Below are 21,534 nucleotides of genomic sequence, written 5' to 3'. Positions count from 1 at the left end.
AATTTTATTACCCTCATCTAGATCGAGTTATTTTTTTAATTAGCCTTGCTAATTATATCGGTGACAGCTTGTTATGCTTTTTAGTTAGCGTCAACACACCCTTTTATCATTTTTTAATGTTTTATGTGATCCCAAAAGACCGTTTACTTTAATATTAAATGCGCCATTAGATAATGGTTTATTGCTAAAACTGTATTGACAGAAGGAAAAATAGAATTGGTATCAAATGCTATGTTGAACTCACTCAAATCATTTAAATTGCAATTTAATGACTTAGTTATCGCCGCCAATATTCAATCTTAAATTATCACTCTCTCCACTAATTAAAAAAGAGTTGATAAACTTATGTTTAGTACTAACATACCTCAATTTATTAACAAAATGCTGAATAAATAGGTTGAGTTATCTTACTAATAATTACTTAACTCATTTTTAATCCTCAATCAATTCAGCATTTTTAAATTACGCTACAGCTTATAAGTTGCAGTCAGCAAAAAGGCTCTCGGTGTACCAGGCATACTACTTGAACGCCAATACTCTTTACCTAATAAATTAGTTAATGCTAAAGTCACGTCAAAACGCCGAGATTGATAACCAACTGCTGTATTCCATACGGTATAACCTGGGCGTTTGAATTGATTCTTATTATCGTTATACATCGAGCCTTTATAATTGAGTTCCACTTCTGTAAACCAATTATCGTAAGGTAAATAACGAACGCTTAAATAACCACTATGCTTAGCCGTATTAGGCAAATATTTGTCCCGATTGGCTGGCGTTTTTTTATCTTTATGAACTTTAGCTTGTTGATAGCCAATACCACTATTAACGTACCATTTTGTTGCCAGCTGACCAATAACACTTAGTTCAAAACCTTGGCTACGATCACTCCCTTTAACCTGCCAATTATAAGGGTCATTAACAGCATCAGGCTGATAACGAACATTATATAGTTCAAGATCATAAATGGCAATTTGAGAGGAAAGCTTATCATCTAGCCAGTCACTTTTAATTCCAACCTCATATTGACGCGAATATTGGGGTTTATCATCATAAACTGTTTTTGAGTCGGTCGAAATTGTAATAAGACCTCGCCCGCCATAAGGTGCAAAATTTTTACTATAAGAAGCATAAAAACTCTGCGATTCTATAGGCTGCCAAATTATACCAACTCGAGGACTTAATGAGTGACCGTCATACGAACGGTTTTGGTGTTTTAATTTATCATTTGATGCAAAATTATAATTATCGTAACGTAGTCCTGCTAATAATTTCCATTGTGCTGTCAAACTAATCAAGTCTTGCCAATAAAATCCTTTCGATGTGGCTTTATGATTGGTTTTGGTATTCAATTTACTATAATGAGGCTTTTTGGAATACCAATGCGGATGAAATGGATCAACCACTTCTGGATAAGCGCTGGTTAGGGCTAATCTTGGCTGACGTTTTTCAATGTTATATTCAATACCAATAAGCATATCATGCACAATACTTGCTGTATTAAATTTACCCATTAAATCGGCAGTATTACTGTATGTCTTATTAGCGGTTTCTTGCCAAGCTCGGCGAAATTGCAATTTACCTTGATAATGACAATCTTTACCATTATTCAGTTTGCCATTTAAATGACAATAATTACCTGCATAAATATGATCGAAGTTTTGAGAGGCTTGACGGTATAAATTAGTTAATTTAATAGACCAGTCAGGGTTGAGTTCAAATCCCATGACAGAACGTAATGAACGATAATTATCTTTCACATAATCATCCGGGTGTGCATAGGCCGTTTTAATCGATACGCCTTTAGGTAAATCATAATAAGCCGGCGCCCTATCTGGCTTACGCCATAAATTATCATAAGTATATTGAACTAACCAATTAAATCCATCTAAGTTGTCATAGAGTATACTTGGCGATACCATTGTATCTCTTTGCTTAATTCCTTTACGAAAACTTCTGTCTGATTGATGATCGACAGTCATTCGTATGGCAAGTTTATCATATAAAACCTGATTGATATCCACCATACCACCATACTTATCCCATGAACCACTACGTAAACTTAAGATCGAAGGTGAATCAAAATTAGCTTGTTTACTAATCATATTAATGATTCCACCACCTGATCCACGTCCATAAAGCACAGATGCAGGACCTTTTAACACTTCAATCCGCTCTATGTTTGCAGTACTTTGCCTAACCTGCCCACTAGCACGAATACCATCGCGATAAATATCACCAGAACTTGCCGAAAAACCTCGAATTTTTATACCTTCATCCCGCATGTCATAGGTTGTATCAACCCCTGGCAATTTATTGACTATCACATTGAGATCATTTTGCCCATAAATTTTTTGTTGCTCAAGGTTAACAGCATTAATTGTTTGAGGAATATCTTTGATATCAAAAGGCATTTTTGTTGCTGTTGATGATTTTTTTATCCGCTGATCATTATTATCCTTAATATTAGCAAAAACCTTCATTGTCTCGATATTAGTATCATCATTAAATTTTTCTTGTGCACCAACAATAACAGACGTGGTACCCAATAAGCTGAATATTGCTAATTGATTAACTAACTTCATTGTTTGTCCGTCCTATCGTTTATGATTTTACTTTATTACTTAAAACTAGAATAACAATATTATGATAATGATTATCATTTTCATGATCAACTTATATTATATTTTTTATCCATATTACGTGAAAAACTCGCACCATTTACAGTAAATTAAGCAACAACGGTAATGGATAGGGATATACCTTATAACAGGCAAGAGAAACAACACCTATATCATAAAGAAAAAATACTCTCACCAATCGGCAATAAATTGTGCTCTCAAAGGGTCGTCAAGCATGATACTATTTGAGCAAAATCATTTTTCTTTGCATTAACATACTCTGTCATAATATTTCCTAAGCAATTGAAGAATTGACAATACTTATAGTAATGATTTTTCTATTTTTACTAGGGCATAAGTCCGAAGCCCATGTTCTATGCCACATTTTTATAAAATTGTTTGATGACTAAGTCGTTGGATGAATTAAATTAGGTGTGGTGATTTTTGGACGTTTTACTTTGATGATAATGTAGCTACAGTTAGCTCAAACAAATTGGTGTGTTTTTAGTAAAAAATTATATAAAATCAATAATTTTTCTGATATTTTTTTTGCAAAAAAGTTTTTTTGTTTTGTGATTGGAATGGATTGGATACAGTGGTTTCAGACGTTTGTAGTTTAGTGTTCAAAATAGCTACTATGACCACGAGTTTAAAATCGCAATAGCGTATAATCCATGAATAGCTAACCACGCCTTTGGCTTCGTCTGGAGGCGGGGGGGGACACCGCAAACAGCGCAACCACAATAAGGCACCCCAACTACTTCTGGGCGCTATTGGTTGTTATATTGCCTTCTTGTTGGCACTATCCCCCCCGCGGCCTAAGGATTAAGGACTAAAAACTAAGGTACGGTGCAAACAACATTATTGCGGAACTGTGGAAAGTCGAGAAGGACCTTGCCGTCAATCGGGCTGACAGAAAACCACTTACTACCTGACGCGTCGCTCGTCCAGTTTTGGTAGCGACCAAAGCCCGGACCGCTGTAACTTATCACCGGCCCCCACTCAGTGAAAAATCCTGCACCTATTTGTCGTTGGTAAACATTATAAGATGATGACGGTGTTGCGCCATCGATCCCGTTTACACATGGAAAACTATAATGTATACCACACTTCGCGTTAGTTAAATCCCTTATATGCGGCATTCGATACCCCAAACTATGACACCAAGCTGTTTGAGTGTCAATATCAAAGAACTCATACCCCCGATTGACAAACCACTGCTTCAACATAAACCCATACTTGAGTACCACATTACCACTACTGTCCTTACCCACTAACTCAAATGTCTGCGGCAAAGATAGCAACGGAGTAAGCGGACTAGGATTATCAGAAGCCACCTGACTAGGAGTCGCCCTAGGCCCCGTTAATGTTACCCGAGCTACACGGGTTCTATTAAAAATCCAATCATCACTTCTGTTTGGTCTTACCCATGTGACTGTAGCAGTTATCCCGCTCCCGCCCAAGTTGACAGTTGACCACGTCAACCCATTTCCATCTCCGCCACGGACAATTAAATCAAAATACAAACCATGAGCACCCGTAGTAGGAAAATTATTACCGTAAGATAACGGACTGGTTGACTGAACTAAAAAACCGTTGTCGGGATCCCATATGTTAGCAGGGCCTCTAAAATCATGTAAGCCATTATTGAGATTCGGCCTTATATAACAAATACTAGAGTCATACGGATTGATATAATACGACACTGAGTAACCATCGAAATGGCTTGTATTAGGGATTCCGTACTGTGTAGTTAAACTTCCATCTGTACTACTTAATGTCATCTTATATGGGGCCTTACAGGGATCTAATGTATCATTACGACCTACCGTATTACCATCCTTATCAGTAAAATTCACCGAGATACTACCCGTCACAGTAACACCATCAGTACCCTGACCATCTCCGTCATCATCTCCCCAATAATGATAGGTGTTCACTAAATCATTTAAACTTACTGAATCAGCTGGTGGTGGTATCAACGTGCCTATATCCCCCAATGTAATCCCTGCATAAGGTAATCTTATTGGATTCATGGCATTTGATGTATTAAACGTTGGTTTAATGATTCGACCGTCCGGCAACGTGATAGCTAATAAAGTCTTCGCTGAAAACTCCTTAGTTCGCCCCCCATCAAACGTTAAATACGGCTCTCTACCTTCAATAACTTTTGATGTACTTGACATATAAACAGATAACGCTTGTGTACCAAACGAACACGACAGTAACAACAATGACACAAAAGCCAATGAAGACTTTGATAAGGAGGATAAAAGCTTACAACTCGACCTCGATGACGCCAAGCTCAATGATTTCGATAATAAAAATGGAGTCTGTTTTAGACTATAGAGGTATTGAAAATGGTAACGCACTTCGATCATCCTATCAACCTTTTGTTTAATTTGTATTTTTTATAATGACCGCTCAACTAATGAGCATTAATCTAATTTAAAAAAGGTTAAATTATAATCTATTGAAAAACAATGTGCTAGTTTTTTGTTAAAAATATGTAAATTTTTTCAGAGTGGAGGTTAAGTTTTTGTTGGTGAATTTTGGAGAATGATTTGTCTGGCGCTTAAAAAAAACATCAAACAAAAAAACAATAAAATCAAATTATTATAACCATTTTGGGATATAAATTTGTTTCTATAACCCAATTGCTTATGCACTAAAAGCAATAAATAGAATATAAAAACCAAAAGTCTGAAGGCTCTATCAAATAACATAGCCTAAATCATTCCTATACAAATGGTTTAGTTATCGTTTTTCGATAAAGCCTTCATTTTTGCTGTAAATCAGTTATAAATAGTCATTATATTATTTTATTTTCATATGATTTAATGATTTTATTTTTTCTCTGTCGATTCGCAATTAATTTATAGCAAATGGTTATGCCATGAAACAACGCTATTAAGGCAGTGATAATAAAAATAGAAATGCCGATAAATATTGGCGAGGTGAATGACAATAACTGTTCTTGATGAAACCTATATAAAAAATCATTATTAATAGTTAGATCTAAAATTGTGTTATCACTTTGATAATTTACCCCCGTCACTAGTCCTGAAACTTTCACCTTTCCGCCCTTTCCTAATAACGCATTATAGTATGTTTCTGTCAAGCTTATATCTTCGTCATCGGGATAACTGATTTTTATCTCTTGTGTATTTGCTAATGCTAAGCCGACACTTTGTGCTGATTGTTGATAATCAGTTAGCGCTGTGTTTGCTTTTTCTAGGTAGTAAGATAACACACTTCTTTTTAAGTTATTGATTTGTGGTTCTAGGTGTTCGAGCATGCCAGCAACGATAATCTTTTCGTAGTTTGGGTGCTGTTTGCTATATTCGACAAGTTGAGGCCATTGGTCGAGTGTGCTGGCGGTTGGTTTAATGGTTTGGATTAAAATCTGCTTGGCTCGTCTACATTTGTCCTCTTCTAACAATTGGCAGCTTTCGTCGATAGTTAGAATTAAGCGATCAATATGTAATAGTTTGGTTAATATTACGCCCGATTGGTAATCCGCGTTGTAGTCTGTGTTTTTTCTGTTGTTTAGCTGGTTTTCAAGCTCTGTTACGTCATTATCTCGTACTGTTTTAATTAAGTTATTGCCAAAAAACGCGTTTAACAAATCGTTCTCAAATGAGGCATCTTCGGCATTGTTTGCGGTTTGCTCGTTAATAAACACTTTATCGCAATGTTCTAAATATATGTTGCTTTGCGCATTACATGATGCGCCGTTGAGTTTTATATTAACCAAGTCGCCCTTTTTGATTGGGCTGTTTTTTAAAGATTTAGCATCTTTAATGTTCCAAATACTGACATGGTCATTAAAAGGATAACTAGCCAGTGGCAAATTATCGGAGATATTAACTAATTTAAAGATGCTAATAGATAAAATAAGCGCTGTAACAAATAGTATTAGATTGCGCATTATAAATTTTGGCGGCCCAAATTCTTCTATTTCACGACTGATGGATAATGAATTGCCATAACGAAGCAGTTTTTTGCTATTTGCAACGATATCCATGTCGATATTTTCATTCGTTTTATCAGGCAGAAATGGAATCCAATAAGCAGGGTATTTTAAAGTGAGATTATCACCAACTACCATTTGGTTTTTTATGTCGTCTTTGTGTCGAATTTTCGCTTTTATGCGGTTAACATCTAATGTGTAAGATTCAGCTTTACGCAAGTAAAAGAAAACAGTAGCAGATAAACTAAGCATGATAAGTACAGGTAAAAAACGATCAAAAGAGTGCCAGTACTTAACAAATAACATAGCAGCTACCACTAAAAAAACGGCAGCAAATATGCCAGTATTTTTTTTACTTCGAATCGCCGATTCTAGAGGTGTTTCTTCACGTTGTTCGACTATTTCACAACTAAATTTGCTTTTTAATTCAATATTTTTATCAATTTTAATTATGCTGTCATTTGCGTCAGTTAGGTTTTGTTCAATTTCGAGTTCAGCTTGTGTTTTTTTGCTTTCCCAAGGCTTGACAAAATGCGGTTTTTTGTTTGGTTGTTTTTGATTTTGTTGTGCTGTTTTTAGGTCATATTGATTGAGTTTGACCACTAATGCATAGCGTTCAGTAAATACGACTTGTACGATATTGATGTCTTCAACGTATTGTTCCATGTCATAAGGAAAAAAGACAACGGTATCACCAATTCGATAAGTATAGATAGGATCATTACGCTTATTAGACTGGTTAATAGCAATACAAGAGCCAACGATAACTGAAACAGTTGGACTAACTAATGAAGGCCCATGTTCATAAGGCCCTACCATAGATGGGTCGTTAAGATAAGGTTCAAGTAGTTGGTATTCTTCTTCTTTTATTGTTCGACTTAAGTTAGAGAAAAATGATAAACCATATTTGTTATTTTCATCATTGGAATTATCACTAAAATCTGCTAACGTATCAAAACCATAGCCATTAAAACTAACGGCAATCGCATAGCGCGATGTGAAAACAACTTCCACAATATTATAATCTAAAGCAAATAGTTGTAAATTATAAGGGAATAGGACTTCGATACCATCGATTTTGTAATAAAATTCAGTTTCTTTTGAATCGGTATAAAAACTATGACGAACACAGGCGCCCTCAATAATAGATACTTCAGAATTCACTAATGAAGATTGCAATTTATAAGGTTTTACCAATTTTTTATCGGTGAGATAAGGGGTTATCAGCTCAAGTTCTTCTGATGTTAACCTTCTTATTGTTTTACAATTATTTATACGCTCTTCTAGGTTTCTTCTGTTTTGTCGACGTTCAGATTTAAAATCACACCACTTCGCAAATCCGATTAAGGTAATAAATAACATAATTAGGAGCAAAATGATTTTTAAAGTAAAAATAGTATCCATTTTTTGGCGTTTTCCTTTTTATTTCATTGTATTTCTATTTTTTTATGTTTAACAATGTAGAAAACCAAATGCGATTACATTTAATTTTCTATATAACAATATGTTACATAATAATTATATTATTCGCTCTTTATATATAGCTAAAATTTTATTCTTGCGTCGATGATTAGCCAACAATTTGTAACAAATTGCAACGCCATTTAAAATCGAAACTAAAGCCGTAATCATAAAAACAGCAAGACTAACAAAAATTGGGGATACGAATGAAAATAGTTCATCTAAATTCGTACTGTAATGAGAGTTTGCGTTAATCTTCAAACCCGATATTGAATTATCATCTCGATAATAAATATCGCTAACCCGTCCAACAACGTCAATATTCCCCGCTTTTGCAAATAGCACATCATAATAGTGCTCTACTGTTAATAATGAAACAGGTCCTGATTTGTCATTATTTATATGTTCTAGTTTGCCCATTTCTAAGTAACTATTTTCGGATAAATCAACCCTAAAACTTGATTTATCATGCTGATAATCTGAAACAGTACTCTTTAATCTTGCGATTACATCTGCCTTCAATCTTGAGATTGAATTATCAAGCTTAGAAACATTTCTGACGGAAACAATCTCATCATGATTTGGATTAATTTCAGATTCATTAACAAATTTTTCCCAATCAGATAAATCATCTGAAACCTGTATATCAAACAAGGCAGTCAACTCTTTCTTGACGCTAAGACAATCGATTTCAGAAACTTTACAAACTTTATTCACAGTAATTACGATTTTTCCAATATCTATTAGTTTTGTAAATGATTCTTTGATATATCGTTGATATTGAGATGATATCCTATCAAAGGATTTATACAATTCAATCAATCGGTCTTGATATTGCTGGACTGCAATAACATCTTGATCAACACGAGTATTTATAAAATTATCTTTAAATAAATTTTTCATTGGTTCAGCTATTGATGCTATGTAATTCGTTTCGATATCAATAGGTTGATTATTGATGAATAATGTATGACACCTATTTTCATTTACATCGCATGATGCACCACTTATTTTTATATTGACTAAATCACCTTTTTGAATTGGACTATTTTTTAAGGTTGATTCATCCTGTAAATTTCTAGTGGTTATATCGCTGTTGAAAAATTGATAAGCTAATATTGCATTAACAGCTAAACTTGTTTGAAAATAGACAACAGCAGATAAAATAATTCCAGTAATTAAGAGTATCAAATTACGCCTAGCAAATTTTGGTGCTCCAAATTGTTCGATTTCTTGGCTAATTGAAAGTGTATTTTCATAACGAATTAGCTTTCTATCACTCACTGATATGTCCATGTTTGCAGGCAAAAACGACTTCTCAGGAAGAAAAGGCAGCCAATGGTGGGGAATGTTTAAAATATAATCTTCACCAATGATAACTTCTTTTTTAGAAACGTTTTTATTTTTAATTAAGCCCTTAACGCAAATTACGTTGTTTAAATCGTATTTAGATCTAGGCTGATACCAATAAAAAATAACGGAAAGTATCGTACTAAAAATAACTAAAATAAGGATGGTAGAATTATTGGAATACCAATAGATAAGGAAAAACACAGTCATCAAAGTTAAAAAAATAGCTGATAATAGACCGTTACCTTTTTTATTTCTATTTCTTAATTCTAATGGAGTTTCTTCACGTTCCAACAATTTTACAAAATCTATTTTTTTGTCAGGGTTCGGTTTTACGCTCACAACAGTATCATTACTTGTTTGTTCATCTTCTGGCATTTTAGAATCAAAAGATTGCTCATACATCCAAGGTTCATCTAATTCTGAGCATATGATTCCGCCTTGAGATTCTGCGGCAGTTTTTAGATCATAATCATTGATTTTAACCACAAATGCATATTTCTCGGTAAAAACGACTTCAGCAACGTTAAAATCTGAAATATGGAGGTACATGTTATAAGGGAAAAAGAGTTCAATCCCATCAATCTCATAATAAAAAGATGTTTCTTCAGTATTCGTATATAAACTATGACGGACACAATTTCCTGCTATCTTTGATACTTCTAAATCAATTAATGATGATTGATATTTATACGGAAACACTAACCATTTATTATTCAGATAAGGTTCTAAAAGTTCAAATTCGTTTTCGGTTAATTTTCTTATTGATATGCGATCTTTAATGACATCCTTTAAATTTTGCTTATTTGTATGTCTTTTTGAGCTATAATTAATCCAAGAAAATATAGCAAGACCTATTAAAAAAATCTTAATTAACCAATAAAACTCCATTTCACTATTTTCCTTATATTATATTATTTTTTTATTCTAATATTTTTAATAACATTAAGGCGCACAATGCGCCTTAATTAAATATGTTAACAATAAATATAGCTATTTAACTGTTTTTTCACTGCGCGATAAGCCAATAATCCCAGAGCGTACAGTTTCGACAATATTACAAGTTTCGCGAATTGAAGCTAAGAATGAGTCTAGCTTTTCACTTGTGCCCGATAATTGTACGATGTAATGAGTTGCAGTCACATCGACAATCGATCCTCTAAAAATATCGGCACAACGTTTTACCTCGTCACGCGCATCAGAACCTTTTGCAGCAACTTTGACTAGCATGATCTCACGCTCTACATGTGGCCCTTCGGTTAAATCATGCACACGATAAACATTAACTAATTTATGCAACTGTTTTTGGATCTGTTCAAGAACATGCTCATCCCCCGTTGTTTGAATCGTCATACGATGCATAGTTGGGTCTTCAGTTTGCGCGGTAGTAATTGTTTCAATGTTAAAACCACGTTGTGAAAATAAGCCAATTATTCTTGATAATGCGCCGGGTTCGTTTTCGGTTAAAATTGATAAGATATAACGCATTAGGTTCTCTCCGTTTTACTAAGCCACATTTCGTTCATTGCCCCACCTCGCACTTGCATTGGATACACATGTTCAGTGGCATCGGTCATGACATCAACAAAAACCAACCGGTTTTTAATTGCTAACGCTTGTTTCAGTTTAGGTTCAAGCTCTTCACGTTTGGTTATAACCATTCCAACATGGCCATAGGCTTCTGCAATTTTGGCAAAATCAGGTAAAGATTCCATATAAGAACTGGAATGCCGTCCAGCATAAATCATATCTTGCCACTGCTTAACCATGCCTAAAAAACGGTTATTTAAATTTAAAACCAGTACAGGTAATCCATATTGCAATGCGGTTGATAGCTCTTGAATATTCATTTGAATACTACCGTCGCCAGTTACGCAGACAACGGTTTTTTTAGGGAATGCCAATTTAACCCCTAAAGCTGCTGGCAAGCCAAATCCCATGGTGCCAAGTCCACCCGATGTAATAAAGTGACGCGGTTTGTCAAATGGGTAATAAAGTGCTGTAAACATTTGATGTTGACCCACATCGGTTGCCACAAAGGCATCCCCTTTGGTCAATTTGTATAATACTTCAATGGCTTCCTGCGGTTTGATGCTTTCACCGTCATGACGATAAGCCAAACAGTGACGAGCTCGCCAATGTTCGATTTGCTTCCACCAATCGACTAATGCATCCAAATCACGGTCTACATTTAGCTCATCGATTTGAGATAACATTGTTTCAACCACCATTTTTGCATCACCCACAACCGGTATACTTGCCATAATGGTTTTTGATATTGAGGTTGGGTCAATATCAATATGGATAATTTTGGCTTTTGGGCAATATTTTTCAACATTATTTGTTGTTCTATCATCAAACCGTGCGCCTATAGCCAAAATGACATCGGCATTATGCATAGCCATATTCGCTTCATAAACACCGTGCATACCAATCATGCCAAGGTTATGTTTGTCTGTACCAGGAAAGGCGCTAATACCCATTAATGTTAAAGCAACTGGTAAATTTAGTTTTTTAGCAAGCGTTTTGATCGCATCACTCGCATTGGCTGCAATTACGCCACCACCAATAAATAAAACGGGTTTTTTAGCTGCTAGCAAAGTCGTTAACGCTTTTTTAATTTGTCCTTTGTGACCTTGTATCGTTGGGTTGTAAGAACGCATGGTGACAGATTTTGGATAATGATAGTTATACTTATTGGCAGGATTAACCACATCTTTTGGCAAATCAATCACCACTGGCCCTGGCCTACCTGTCGATGCGATATAAAACGCTTTTTTGATCGTTTCAGGGATATCTTTACTATCTTTAATTAAAAAACTGTGTTTCACAATGGGGCGTGAAATTCCAACCATATCACATTCTTGGAATGCATCGTTACCAATCAAATTACTCGCAACCTGCCCAGACAATATTACTAGTGGTACAGAATCCATGTATGCCGTTGCAATGCCGGTAATGGTATTTGTTGCCCCAGGGCCTGACGTCACTAACACAACGCCAACATCGCCCGTTGCCCTTGCATAACCATCAGCCATATGTACCGCGGCTTGTTCATGTCGCACCAAAATATGTTCAATGCCACCTATCGTGTGAATAGCATCATAAATATCAAGAACACTACCACCGGGATAACCAAATATCTGTTTTACTCCTTGGTCAATCAAAGATTGAATAACCATCTCTGCGCCTGACAGTTTTGCCATGGTTGTTGCCTCCAATGTAACTGATTTGTCATTTTATGAATCATTTTGCATCAACTTGTAAGCAAAATCAATAAAGTCAATTAGCTAAGTTCATTACAAATAAAATTGAGCACTCACAATATTAATTTTTGAAATATTATGAATAATATCCATAGCCTATCAATTTTATTTAAATATTGCCGATTGATTTATTGTTATTTTTTTATTTTTTATATACACTCAGAACCTGTATTTCTAGTCATAACAGTACTAGAATTCTTCATTACCCAAAGGTACCAATATGAGCAATATTTCATCTAAACCAACCTCACTTGCGGACTGGCAATTAGTTAAAGTTACTGGCGAGGATAACCGTATTTTTCTGCAAGGGCAAATAACCAATGACATTAACCGACTTTCAGAACAATCAACGCTCTATGCCGCTCATTGCGACAATAAAGGCAAAATGTGGAGTACTTTATTGTTATTTCAACGCGGTAACGATATTTACTATATTGAGCGTAAAAGCGTTGTAAAAAAACAAGTTGCCGAACTTGCAAAATATGCTGTTTTTTCAAAAGTGACTATCGAGCCAGTCCAAGATTTAAATATGATCGGTTTGGTCGGTGATGCGATTCCCACAGCAATCGCTGAAAAACTAAGTGATATAAGCTGCTTAACTGAAAATAACATCACCTATATCAAAGTACCTTTACCAGAAATGCGCGTTATTATGGTCACGCCAGAACCTATTGCTGATGATTTAAATCCATGCAGTGAGTGGTTAAAACTTGATTTGCAAGCGGGTTATCCTATTATTGATGATAGCAATATGGCAATTTTATTACCGCAAGCCTGTAATTTACAATCTTATGATGCAATTAGCTTTGAAAAAGGTTGCTACTGTGGTCAAGAAATGGTCGCTAGAGCACAGTTTCGCGGTGCTAATACTCGTGGAATGTATGTAATAAAAGGCACCAGTGATGTTCTTCCTAAAATTGGCAATACGCTCGAATATAAGCTTGCTGGTAGTTGGCGAGAAGGTGGACTAGTATTAGCCGCAGCCAAACTTGATGACAAAGACGGCGTTTGTGTTCAAGTCGTATTGAATAATGGAATTGATTTAAATACGCCATTTAGAGTTTGTGGAAACGATAATAGTCGAATGACGTTTTAATTGTTTTTTGACCAACAAGCTGGAATAACATCACGTTTATTCCAGCTGTCTTTGTGCCTATCGTTTTAACTTAGTTCGCAAGTTCTTGGTTAACAATTTCAATAAAATAGCGTACGCCAGTTGTTAACACTTCATCATTAAAGTTAAAGGCTGGATTATGTAAGTTAGCACCTTTACCAGCACCTAGCCAAACATATACTCCTGGTATTTTTTGCAACATAAAAGCAAAATCTTCTGAGCCCATTGAAGGAAGAGGATCAATAATTAAGTTGTCTTGCCCGACGGCTTTTTTAGCAGCAACAATAGCAATATCGGCTTGTTTGGCATAATTAATCGTCGCTGGGTAACGGCGTTGATAATCCACTTCAGCCTTGGCTTCAAAAGTTGTTGCAATACCTGTTGCTATTTGCTTAATACGGCTTTCAGCCATATCTTGCACTTGGGCACTAAAAGTCCTAACAGTGCCTCGAATCACCGCTTCTTGCGGTAACACATTCCAAGTATCACCGCTATGAATTTGCGTTACGCTAACCACCAACGAACTTAAAGGATCGGCATTACGACTGACAATACTTTGTAAACCATTAACGATTTGTGTGGCAGTTAGTATCGTATCTTTGCCCAAATGAGGAGCAGCGGCATGTGCACCAACACCTGTGATTTTGATTTCAAAAACATCATACGATGCCATCATGGGACCATGATTGATATAAAAGTGATTTAACTCCATATTAGGCTGATTATGAATGCCATACACCGCTTCAATCGGGAATTGTTCAAATAAACCATTTTCAACCATAACGCGTGCCCCGCCCTCGTTTTCTTCAGCAGGTTGAAAAATAACTACAACGGTACCAGCAAAATCACGGTGCTCGCTAAGATATTTGGCGGTGCCTAGCAACATAGCTGTGTGCCCATCATGTCCACATGCATGCATTTTGCCATGCATGGTTGAACAATAATCGATATTATTTTCTTCAACAATATCTAATGCATCAATATCAGCCCGAAGCGCAATCCACCGTCCTTCTTGATTACCTTTAATAATACCAACAACCCCCGTTGGGGCAAAATCAGTATATAGCTCGGTAATGCCAAATGATTGCAGTTTTTCGATGATAAATTGGGTGGTATTGACTTCTTGGAAAGCAGTTTCAGGATGAGCATGAATATGATGGCGCCACGCAATCATTTCGCTTTTTAGTTCATTTATACTATTTGATATCATGATATGATTCCTTAATTAGCAACTGATTTACAGCATAACACGCTGATTTAGCTAGCACTATAACGCGATTTTCATTTTTATAAAAATAACTATTTTTACTATGGATAGCAATTTTGGTTATATGTTGCATATATTGAACAGAATGATTACGTTATGCACTTTTAACACAGTATTGATTAACAAAAATTGACTGAAACGTAAGGTTTCCTGAAACTTTTTAACAACAATTTCAAGTAATACTCATACGCAGGAATTATTCGTGTTATTTACAGTAATTCAAAAAATTGCTGTAATGAATAGGCATCACACCACCTCGCAAACAAAAGAGATAGCCCTTATAACATAAAGTAAAATCACCGTCACCAATTGGACTAACTGTTTTATGTTGGTCGTTTATTTATAACACTGAAAGACCTCATAGGCATTAAATATGCCTGACGCAATTGCATATAAAACACGACAACAGACTGCCCAATTTTCTACATGAGTAGTGTGCTCGCTATGGGATATTTACATAACTATTAACATGTTATGCTCTATTTTTTGTAAAAAATATTCAGGATTCTATACCGTTTGGTGATTAATTGAGACTCCACAGTATTTATTGAATAACGTATGATAACCATTGTATAAATCAAACATTCACGAATACTGCCAACTTTCAAATCAATGGGTAAGCTGAAAGCGTGATATGTACTTTAATGGCGATATAGCATAATTAGCACATAGTTAGCGATTCAAAAGATAAAACACAAAAGGTTAAGCGATTTTCGACAAAGCGCCTTATAAGATTTTAGAAGGTTATTTTAATCATAAAATGTAAACCAGCCGATTCTTCCCTATAAATAATAATAGATCACATAACCCGATATTAATAAAAAAGGACCAAATGGAATAATCTTTGTAATATTTTGATTGAGTGCATATCGCAAAAAAAGATAGTACATAATCCCCAGTAACGAGGAAAAAAACAATAATAGGGGTAATAATGTATAAGGTAGCCAAGCTCCCAATGCGGCAAGTAGTTTGATATCCCCACCCCCTAATCCCTCTTTTTTAGAGATTAAATAAAATAATGTGGCGGGTATCTTTAATAACAGATATCCTAAAAAAATGCCCAGTAAAGCATCGGCTAACCCAATGTTTGTTATATTAAAATAGGCAAGCATAATACCTATCCACATCAACGGTTGCGTAAACAGATCAGGTAATAAATAGTATTTAAAATCAATGAACGCCAACAGCAAAAAATAGCAGCCAAGAAGCATTAAAATACAACTTTGAAAATTAATACCTTTATCAAAATAGATAATCGCAAATAATGCTGCGACAAATAATTCAACAATAAGATAACGACATGAAATCTTGGCTTTGCAATAATGACAGCGCCCTTTTAGTATTAGCCAAGCAACAACTGGCACCAATTGCCAAGCATTGAGTCGATGATGACAATGTGGGCAAGCAGATCGGTACACACTAATGTGGTATAAATATTGGCAAGGCGTCAGTGTTGGCAAATAGCGACAATAGGCGACATGCACAAAGCTACCCATGCCAAGCCCCAAACAGATGATCATAAACATTAGCATTAGTGAATCACCTCGCCCATTTGAAAAATAGGTAAATACATCGCCACAATTAAACTACCAATAATCAAGGCTAATACAAGCATTAATAATGGCTCAAACGCTTGTGATAGATTATCAGTTAAAGTCTGATTTTGCTCTTGATAATAGGTTGCTAGCTTATCAAGCATTAAATCTAACGTACCTGACTCTTCTCCCACAAAAATGAGTTGAGCGCATAAGTGGGGAAAGTGTACTTGCCGATGTAATACATGGCTAAATGAATACCCTTGTTCAATGTCTGTAATGATTTGAGAAAGACTATCACGATAAAGACCATAATAAGTGGTATTAGCCGCTGCAGCTAAACCGGCTAATAATGGTATGCCTGCTTTTTGGGTGATAGCAATGGTTTGAAAAATTTGGGCTAAGCAACTGGTTTTAATCACATGACCGATAAAGGGAAATTTAATTACCATCGCCTCTATTTTATGGCGATAACGCACTTTTAAATAGCGTTGATAACATAAATAACTGATAAAAAAGACCACGCACCAAATTAACCAACTTTGTTGTAAATGGTTGGAAAAATCGATAATCGCTTGTGTAAAAGCTGGCAACTCGGCATCGAAATCTTGATAAATATCCGAAAATTTTGGTAAAACAAATAACAACATCACTAAACTTACAATTACCGCAACTAATAATAAAAATAGTGGATAACGCATTGCCTTTTTGAGTTTTTTTTGTAATTTGATTGATTTTTCAAGTAATAACGCTAACTGCTCAAAGCTTTCGTCAAGCTGCCCTGTGAGTTCACCGGTTGCAATAATTTCGCAATACAGTGCAGAAAACACCGCGTGATGTTGCTGTAATACTTGCGATAAAAATTCCCCTTTAGCAATTTGCTGTTTAATATCAAGTAGCAGATATTGCCAGTGTGGTTTGGTTTGTTCTTGGGCGAGCAACTGTAATGTATCAATGATGGATAACCCCGCCTTTAACATGGTCGCTAATTGTTTAGTAATGATCAGCAGGTCAGCACGATTAAAACTGCGTGCGGTAATAATATTACCTGCTTTGATCTTAATGGCGATTTTACCTTGTAACAATAACTGACGTTTAACCGCTTGTTGTGATTTAGCGATGATTTTGTGTTGATTAAAATCTATATCATACCAATAATAGAGCCGTTTCATACCGTATCACCCAATACGCGATTTAATTCAGCTAGCGTTGTAATGCCCTGTTTAACTAATATTTGCCCAGCCATTTTTAGCGAAGTCATATTTGAAGGAAAAATAGTTTGATTCGCTAATATCTGCTGTTGAATATTGGGGGTGATAACTAAAAGTTCGTATAGTCCAATTCGTCCTTTATAACCGCCAATACAATTAGGACAACCTGTGGCCAAATAATGTGGCTCGAGTTCATTTCCCAACCTAACCAAATCACTTGCCACCACCTTGCAGTGAGGACACAATTTTCGTACTAGCCGCTGGGCGATGACTAATTTTAAACTTGATGAAAGTAGATAATTTTCAATGCCCATTTGATTTAAGCGGGTTATTGCCTCAACACTTGAATTAGTATGCAAAGTTGAGAGGACTAAATGTCCTGTTTGCGCAGCTTGAATAGCAATTTCGGCAGTTTCACGATCGCGAATTTCACCAATCATCATTACATCAGGATCTTGCCGTAGTAAGGCCCGTAAGACCATAGCAAAGGTTAACCCAGCTTTAAGATTAATAGCAGTTTGGTTAATGCCCTCAAGAGGAATTTCAATAGGGTCTTCAACACTGCAAATATTACGTTCGGTTTTATTTAACCATTTTAATCCACTATATAATGTGACTGTTTTACCACTACCAGTTGGTCCAGTAACTAAAATCAATCCTTGCGGATAATCTAGAATTTGTTTGAACGTTAATAGATCAGTATCAGTTAACCGCAAGTCATTGATTGTTAATTCAGATTCATGATTATCCATTACTCTTAAGACAATCTTTTCACCATGCATAACCGGTAAAGAGGCTATACGCATTGTGTAACGGTCAATCACAAGTTGACCATCTTGGGGCAATCGATGCTCAGCGATATTTAACTTAGACATGATTTTTAGCCTTGCCGTTATCTGTTTAGCCAACGCAAGCTGTGGTGATAACATATCATGTAAAACCCCATCAATGCGCATGCGAATACGATAGCTATGTTGGTAAGGTTCAAAATGAATATCCGAAGCGCGCTTTTCTAATGCTTCAAGCAACAATTTGTCGATACTTTCAATTAGCTGTTCTTCTTGCATAAAGGCACTTCCTTATTTATTAATCGTCAAATACGAACATTAAAATTTAAAGATATCTTCACAAGCGCTGGTTAAACTTGCATCGACTGGCGATGTGGTGCAAACGCGATTCCAATCTAAATTACCGTGAGTGGCATTGATTGTTGGTGTCAGTGTGGTAGTTAACCCCGCTAAGGCACTAGTTCCAACCAAGGTAATAACGCCATTATTGACCGTGATTGAAGTTACATAGTTAGACGTTCGGCTTGCTGGTACGCCATTATTACCATTACTACAATTGGTTAAACTGCCTTGCTCTACAGCACAAATTTCGACAGCCGTTTTATAAGATGTCATAATTTGCAGCATATCAGTCAGTGCGGCTTTTTTAACATATCCTTGATATGCAGGCACACCAATAGCCGTTAAGATAGCAATAACAATAATGGCTATCATAAGTTCAAACAATGTAAACCCCGATTGATTAGACATAAATACCTCGATTTTTCAGTCAATCATTTAATAGAAGATTCTTTATAACAAAACAAAAAAATGGAATAATAGCGAAGTAGTAAGTTTGGAAAGAAAAATCCATTACGCAATTCATTATTACGTTGTATGCTCAATTTTCGCGAAGCAGATCGCAAAACAAACAAATCCATACATCGGTTTATTAGATAAGTTGGAGTCAATATGTCCCTAAAAATTGTTAACGGTTGGTTACAAGATATAAAACACGTCGTTTCACCTTTTTATAATGAACGACCAGCCAATAAACCGATATCATTACTTGTTATCCATAATATCAGCCTACCGCCCAATCAATATGGGGGGCCTTATGTTGAACAATTATTTACAGGTCAGCTCGATCCTAACAAGCATCCCTACTTTGCATCAATTTATCAACTTGAAGTTTCAAGCCATCTATTTATTAGGCGAGACGGCGAAATTATTCAATTTGTGCCATTTGATAAACGCGCTTGGCATGCAGGGAAATCCGTATTTGCAGGGCAAGAGAATTGTAACGATTTTTCAATTGGTATTGAAATAGAAGGATGCGATAGCGACAGTTTTACTGAACAACAATATCAGCAATTAGCGAACGTGACACTATTATTACAACAAACTTATGGGATCGAAAACATAGCTGGCCACAGCGATATTGCCCCAGATCGTAAAACAGATCCTGGCCCCTGTTTTGATTGGCACCATTATAAAAGTTTGCTAGCGAAAAAATCACAAGAACAAAAGCTACTCAATCAAATCGAGCAAATTATTGCAGAGTTACAAAAAATCAATTTATGGCAAATCACACCACCAAAACCTGATGCATTTTTAAGCCAAGAGCCCTTTGCGCTTGACACCATGCAAGCACACGAATGGTTACAATGGATTTTTATTCCACGAATACAAGCTCTCATTGATGCTAAAGGTAATATTCCCAAATTTGCTCTGCATCCTTATTTTGAGGAAGCGTTAAAAGAGCAAGAGCAAGATGTTAATCACCTGCTCAATCTTATTAAACAGCTTGATGAATTATCATAAATTAACAAGATAAAATGTACCGCATTAATATACGGTACATTAGTGTGTAATAATGGTTAAAGCCGAAAAAATCGAATAAAAATCGGTCAGAAAAGCTATTGATTTTATTGAATTTTTTAAATCTAATTTCCACCATTCGATAACTGTCGATATACATTCACCGCTTGCTGATGGTTGCTATAAGTGGTTGAAAAGGTATGCCCACCAGTTCCATTCGCAACAAAAAACAGATAATTAGTTTTAGCTGGGTGCGCGGCTGCCTCTAATGAAGCAAGGCTTGGCATTGCAATGGGTGTTGGCGGTAATCCATCAATAACATAGGTATTATAGGGATTTTCAGTATCGGTTAAATCAACGCGTCTAATCGTGCCTTTATAGTTATCACCTAAACCATAAATTATGGTTGGATCAGTTTGCAACTTCATTTTGGCATTTAAGCGATTAACAAATACCGAAGCTACATTAGCACGCTCAGAACTAACTCCAGTTTCTTTTTCAATGATTGATGCAATAATTAGTAATTCATAAGGTGATTGATAAGGAAGATTACTATCGCGATTATCCCAAATTTTTTGTAGATTACTTTTCATCGTCATATGTGCACGCTTTAAGATATTAATATCTAAAGTGTCTGCGGTATAAAGGTAAGTATCGGGCGATAACCACCCTTCAATCGATCCTTCAATACCTAATAACTTAGCAATTTCGTCCTCTGTTTTGCCAGCTAAGGTTTGTTGAATATACGGGGTGGTTTGAATAACATTTAACCAATCTTTGGCTCGCTTACCTTCAACAAATTGAATTGAAAAATTGCTCTCTTTACCCGACACCAACAATTGCAAAAATTCTTCAACTGTCATATGCGGGTGTAATTGGTAAGTTCCAGCTTTAATGGATCTTAATGAAGGATTTAGCTTACACAAATAAGGAAGCAAATAAGCACTTTGCATTAATTGACTTTCTTTAATTTGCGAAACTAACTGGTACATGGATGTCCCTTTTTTCAAAACAAACATCTGGTTTTCGGTGGTGACTTGCATTTGCTGTTTCGCAAACTGTTGTAAAAAATAATAACCAATACTGAGCGAACCACCCACAATTAATATCAGGGTAAGTAAAGTGTATAAAAATATTTTTTTAATCAT

14 protein-coding genes and 1 pseudogene are annotated in these 21,534 nt (G+C 35.7%); 3 read left to right on the top strand and 12 right to left on the bottom strand.

All coding sequences use genetic code 11. The features are described 5' to 3' along the window. Positions 1-467: 467 nt before the first annotated feature. From GQ593_RS07795 to ilvI, 6 genes are all read right to left on the bottom strand, one after another. Positions 468-2,585: a TonB-dependent receptor gene (locus GQ593_RS07795; RefSeq protein ID WP_160431530.1), complete on the bottom strand. Its 2,118-nt coding sequence runs from the start codon at positions 2,583-2,585 to the stop codon at positions 468-470. A gap of 875 nt (positions 2,586-3,460) precedes the next feature. Beyond that, the gene (locus tag GQ593_RS07790) at positions 3,461-4,861 is read right to left on the bottom strand and encodes a hypothetical protein (RefSeq protein WP_160431529.1); all 1,401 of its coding nucleotides are present in this window, start codon (positions 4,859-4,861) and stop codon (positions 3,461-3,463) included. 572 nt (positions 4,862-5,433) lie between these two features. Beyond that, entirely contained in the window at positions 5,434-7,998 is a 2,565-nt protein-coding gene (locus GQ593_RS07785; RefSeq protein ID WP_160431528.1) for an IgaA/UmoB family intracellular growth attenuator, read from the bottom strand. 114 nt (positions 7,999-8,112) lie between these two features. After that, complete coding sequence (locus GQ593_RS07780) at positions 8,113-10,296, bottom strand: IgaA/UmoB family intracellular growth attenuator (protein ID WP_160431527.1); 2,184 nt, start codon at positions 10,294-10,296, stop codon at positions 8,113-8,115. Positions 10,297-10,398: 102 nt separating this feature from the next. Further along, positions 10,399-10,893 carry an acetolactate synthase small subunit gene (gene ilvN / locus GQ593_RS07775; RefSeq protein ID WP_065586122.1) on the bottom strand — a complete coding sequence of 165 codons (495 nt, stop codon included), beginning with the start codon at positions 10,891-10,893 and terminating at the stop codon, positions 10,399-10,401. Continuing rightward, complete coding sequence (gene ilvI / locus GQ593_RS07770) at positions 10,893-12,611, bottom strand: acetolactate synthase 3 large subunit (protein WP_160431526.1); 1,719 nt, start codon at positions 12,609-12,611, stop codon at positions 10,893-10,895. Before ilvI ends, ilvN begins: the two co-directional genes overlap by 1 nt. 280 nt (positions 12,612-12,891) lie before the next feature. On the opposite strand from ilvI, the gene ygfZ reads away from it, so the two are divergent. Then, positions 12,892-13,767 (top strand): tRNA-modifying protein YgfZ, encoded by an 876-nt coding sequence (gene ygfZ, locus GQ593_RS07765; RefSeq protein WP_160431525.1) that lies wholly within the window; start codon positions 12,892-12,894, stop codon positions 13,765-13,767. Between the two features lie 70 nt (positions 13,768-13,837). Here ygfZ and GQ593_RS07760 read toward each other — a convergent pair whose 3' ends face one another. From GQ593_RS07760 to ppdD, 5 genes are all read right to left on the bottom strand, one after another. Beyond that, complete coding sequence (locus tag GQ593_RS07760) at positions 13,838-14,995, bottom strand: M20 aminoacylase family protein (RefSeq protein WP_160431524.1); 1,158 nt, start codon at positions 14,993-14,995, stop codon at positions 13,838-13,840. Between the two features lie 839 nt (positions 14,996-15,834). Then, positions 15,835-16,584 carry a prepilin peptidase gene (locus tag GQ593_RS07755; protein ID WP_160431523.1) on the bottom strand — a complete coding sequence of 250 codons (750 nt, stop codon included), beginning with the start codon at positions 16,582-16,584 and terminating at the stop codon, positions 15,835-15,837. Beyond that, on the bottom strand, positions 16,584-17,759 hold the full coding sequence (gene hofC, locus GQ593_RS07750) for a protein transport protein HofC (RefSeq protein WP_160431522.1): 1,176 nt from the start codon (positions 17,757-17,759) through the stop codon (positions 16,584-16,586). Before hofC ends, GQ593_RS07755 begins: the two co-directional genes overlap by 1 nt. Next, positions 17,756-18,865, bottom strand: a complete 1,110-nt coding sequence (locus tag GQ593_RS07745; protein ID WP_160431521.1) for an ATPase, T2SS/T4P/T4SS family — start codon at positions 18,863-18,865, stop codon at positions 17,756-17,758. Before GQ593_RS07745 ends, hofC begins: the two co-directional genes overlap by 4 nt. 39 nt (positions 18,866-18,904) lie before the next feature. After that, complete coding sequence (gene ppdD / locus GQ593_RS07740; RefSeq protein WP_160431520.1) at positions 18,905-19,336, bottom strand: prepilin peptidase-dependent pilin; 432 nt, start codon at positions 19,334-19,336, stop codon at positions 18,905-18,907. 201 nt (positions 19,337-19,537) lie between these two features. Between ppdD and ampD the strand changes: the two are divergent. After that, a pseudogene (gene ampD / locus GQ593_RS14210) lies at positions 19,538-20,086 on the top strand (1,6-anhydro-N-acetylmuramyl-L-alanine amidase AmpD); the annotation flags it as partial. Beyond that, on the top strand, positions 20,066-20,389 hold the full coding sequence (locus GQ593_RS14205; RefSeq protein WP_442903599.1) for a YqcC family protein: 324 nt from the start codon (positions 20,066-20,068) through the stop codon (positions 20,387-20,389). The pseudogene ampD and the gene GQ593_RS14205, both read left to right, overlap by 21 nt. Positions 20,390-20,511: 122 nt before the next feature. On the opposite strand, the gene mltG is transcribed toward GQ593_RS14205, so the two are convergent. After that, a complete protein-coding gene (gene mltG / locus GQ593_RS07730; protein ID WP_160431518.1) occupies positions 20,512-21,534 on the bottom strand; it encodes an endolytic transglycosylase MltG in 1,023 nt (340 codons plus the stop codon).

Origin of the sequence: Gilliamella sp. Pas-s25, assembly GCF_009795885.1 — a bacterium.
Taxonomy (GTDB): Bacteria; Pseudomonadota; Gammaproteobacteria; order Enterobacterales; family Orbaceae; genus Gilliamella.
The sequence above is the reverse complement of the archived record's forward strand: the minus strand, read 5'-3'. Positions and strand labels throughout refer to the sequence as shown.

Bases quoted from the DNA above. Each gene is read 5' to 3' on its own strand.
- GQ593_RS07795 (WP_160431530.1), bottom strand. From the start codon at position 2,585: ATGAAGTTAGTTAATCAATTAGCAATATTCAGCTTATTGGGTACCACG.
- GQ593_RS07785 (WP_160431528.1), bottom strand. From the start codon at position 7,998: ATGGATACTATTTTTACTTTAAAAATCATTTTGCTCCTAATTATGTTA.
- GQ593_RS07780 (WP_160431527.1), bottom strand. From the start codon at position 10,296: ATGGAGTTTTATTGGTTAATTAAGATTTTTTTAATAGGTCTTGCTATA.
- ilvN (WP_065586122.1), bottom strand. From the start codon at position 10,893: ATGCGTTATATCTTATCAATTTTAACCGAAAACGAACCCGGCGCATTA.
- ilvI (WP_160431526.1), bottom strand. From the start codon at position 12,611: ATGGCAAAACTGTCAGGCGCAGAGATGGTTATTCAATCTTTGATTGAC.
- ygfZ (WP_160431525.1), top strand. From the start codon at position 12,892: ATGAGCAATATTTCATCTAAACCAACCTCACTTGCGGACTGGCAATTA.
- GQ593_RS07760 (WP_160431524.1), bottom strand. From the start codon at position 14,995: ATGATATCAAATAGTATAAATGAACTAAAAAGCGAAATGATTGCGTGG.
- GQ593_RS07755 (WP_160431523.1), bottom strand. From the start codon at position 16,584: ATGCTAATGTTTATGATCATCTGTTTGGGGCTTGGCATGGGTAGCTTT.
- hofC (WP_160431522.1), bottom strand. From the start codon at position 17,759: ATGAAACGGCTCTATTATTGGTATGATATAGATTTTAATCAACACAAA.
- GQ593_RS07745 (WP_160431521.1), bottom strand. From the start codon at position 18,865: ATGCAAGAAGAACAGCTAATTGAAAGTATCGACAAATTGTTGCTTGAA.
- ppdD (WP_160431520.1), bottom strand. From the start codon at position 19,336: ATGTCTAATCAATCGGGGTTTACATTGTTTGAACTTATGATAGCCATT.
- mltG (WP_160431518.1), bottom strand. From the start codon at position 21,534: ATGATTAAAAAAATATTTTTATACACTTTACTTACCCTGATATTAATT.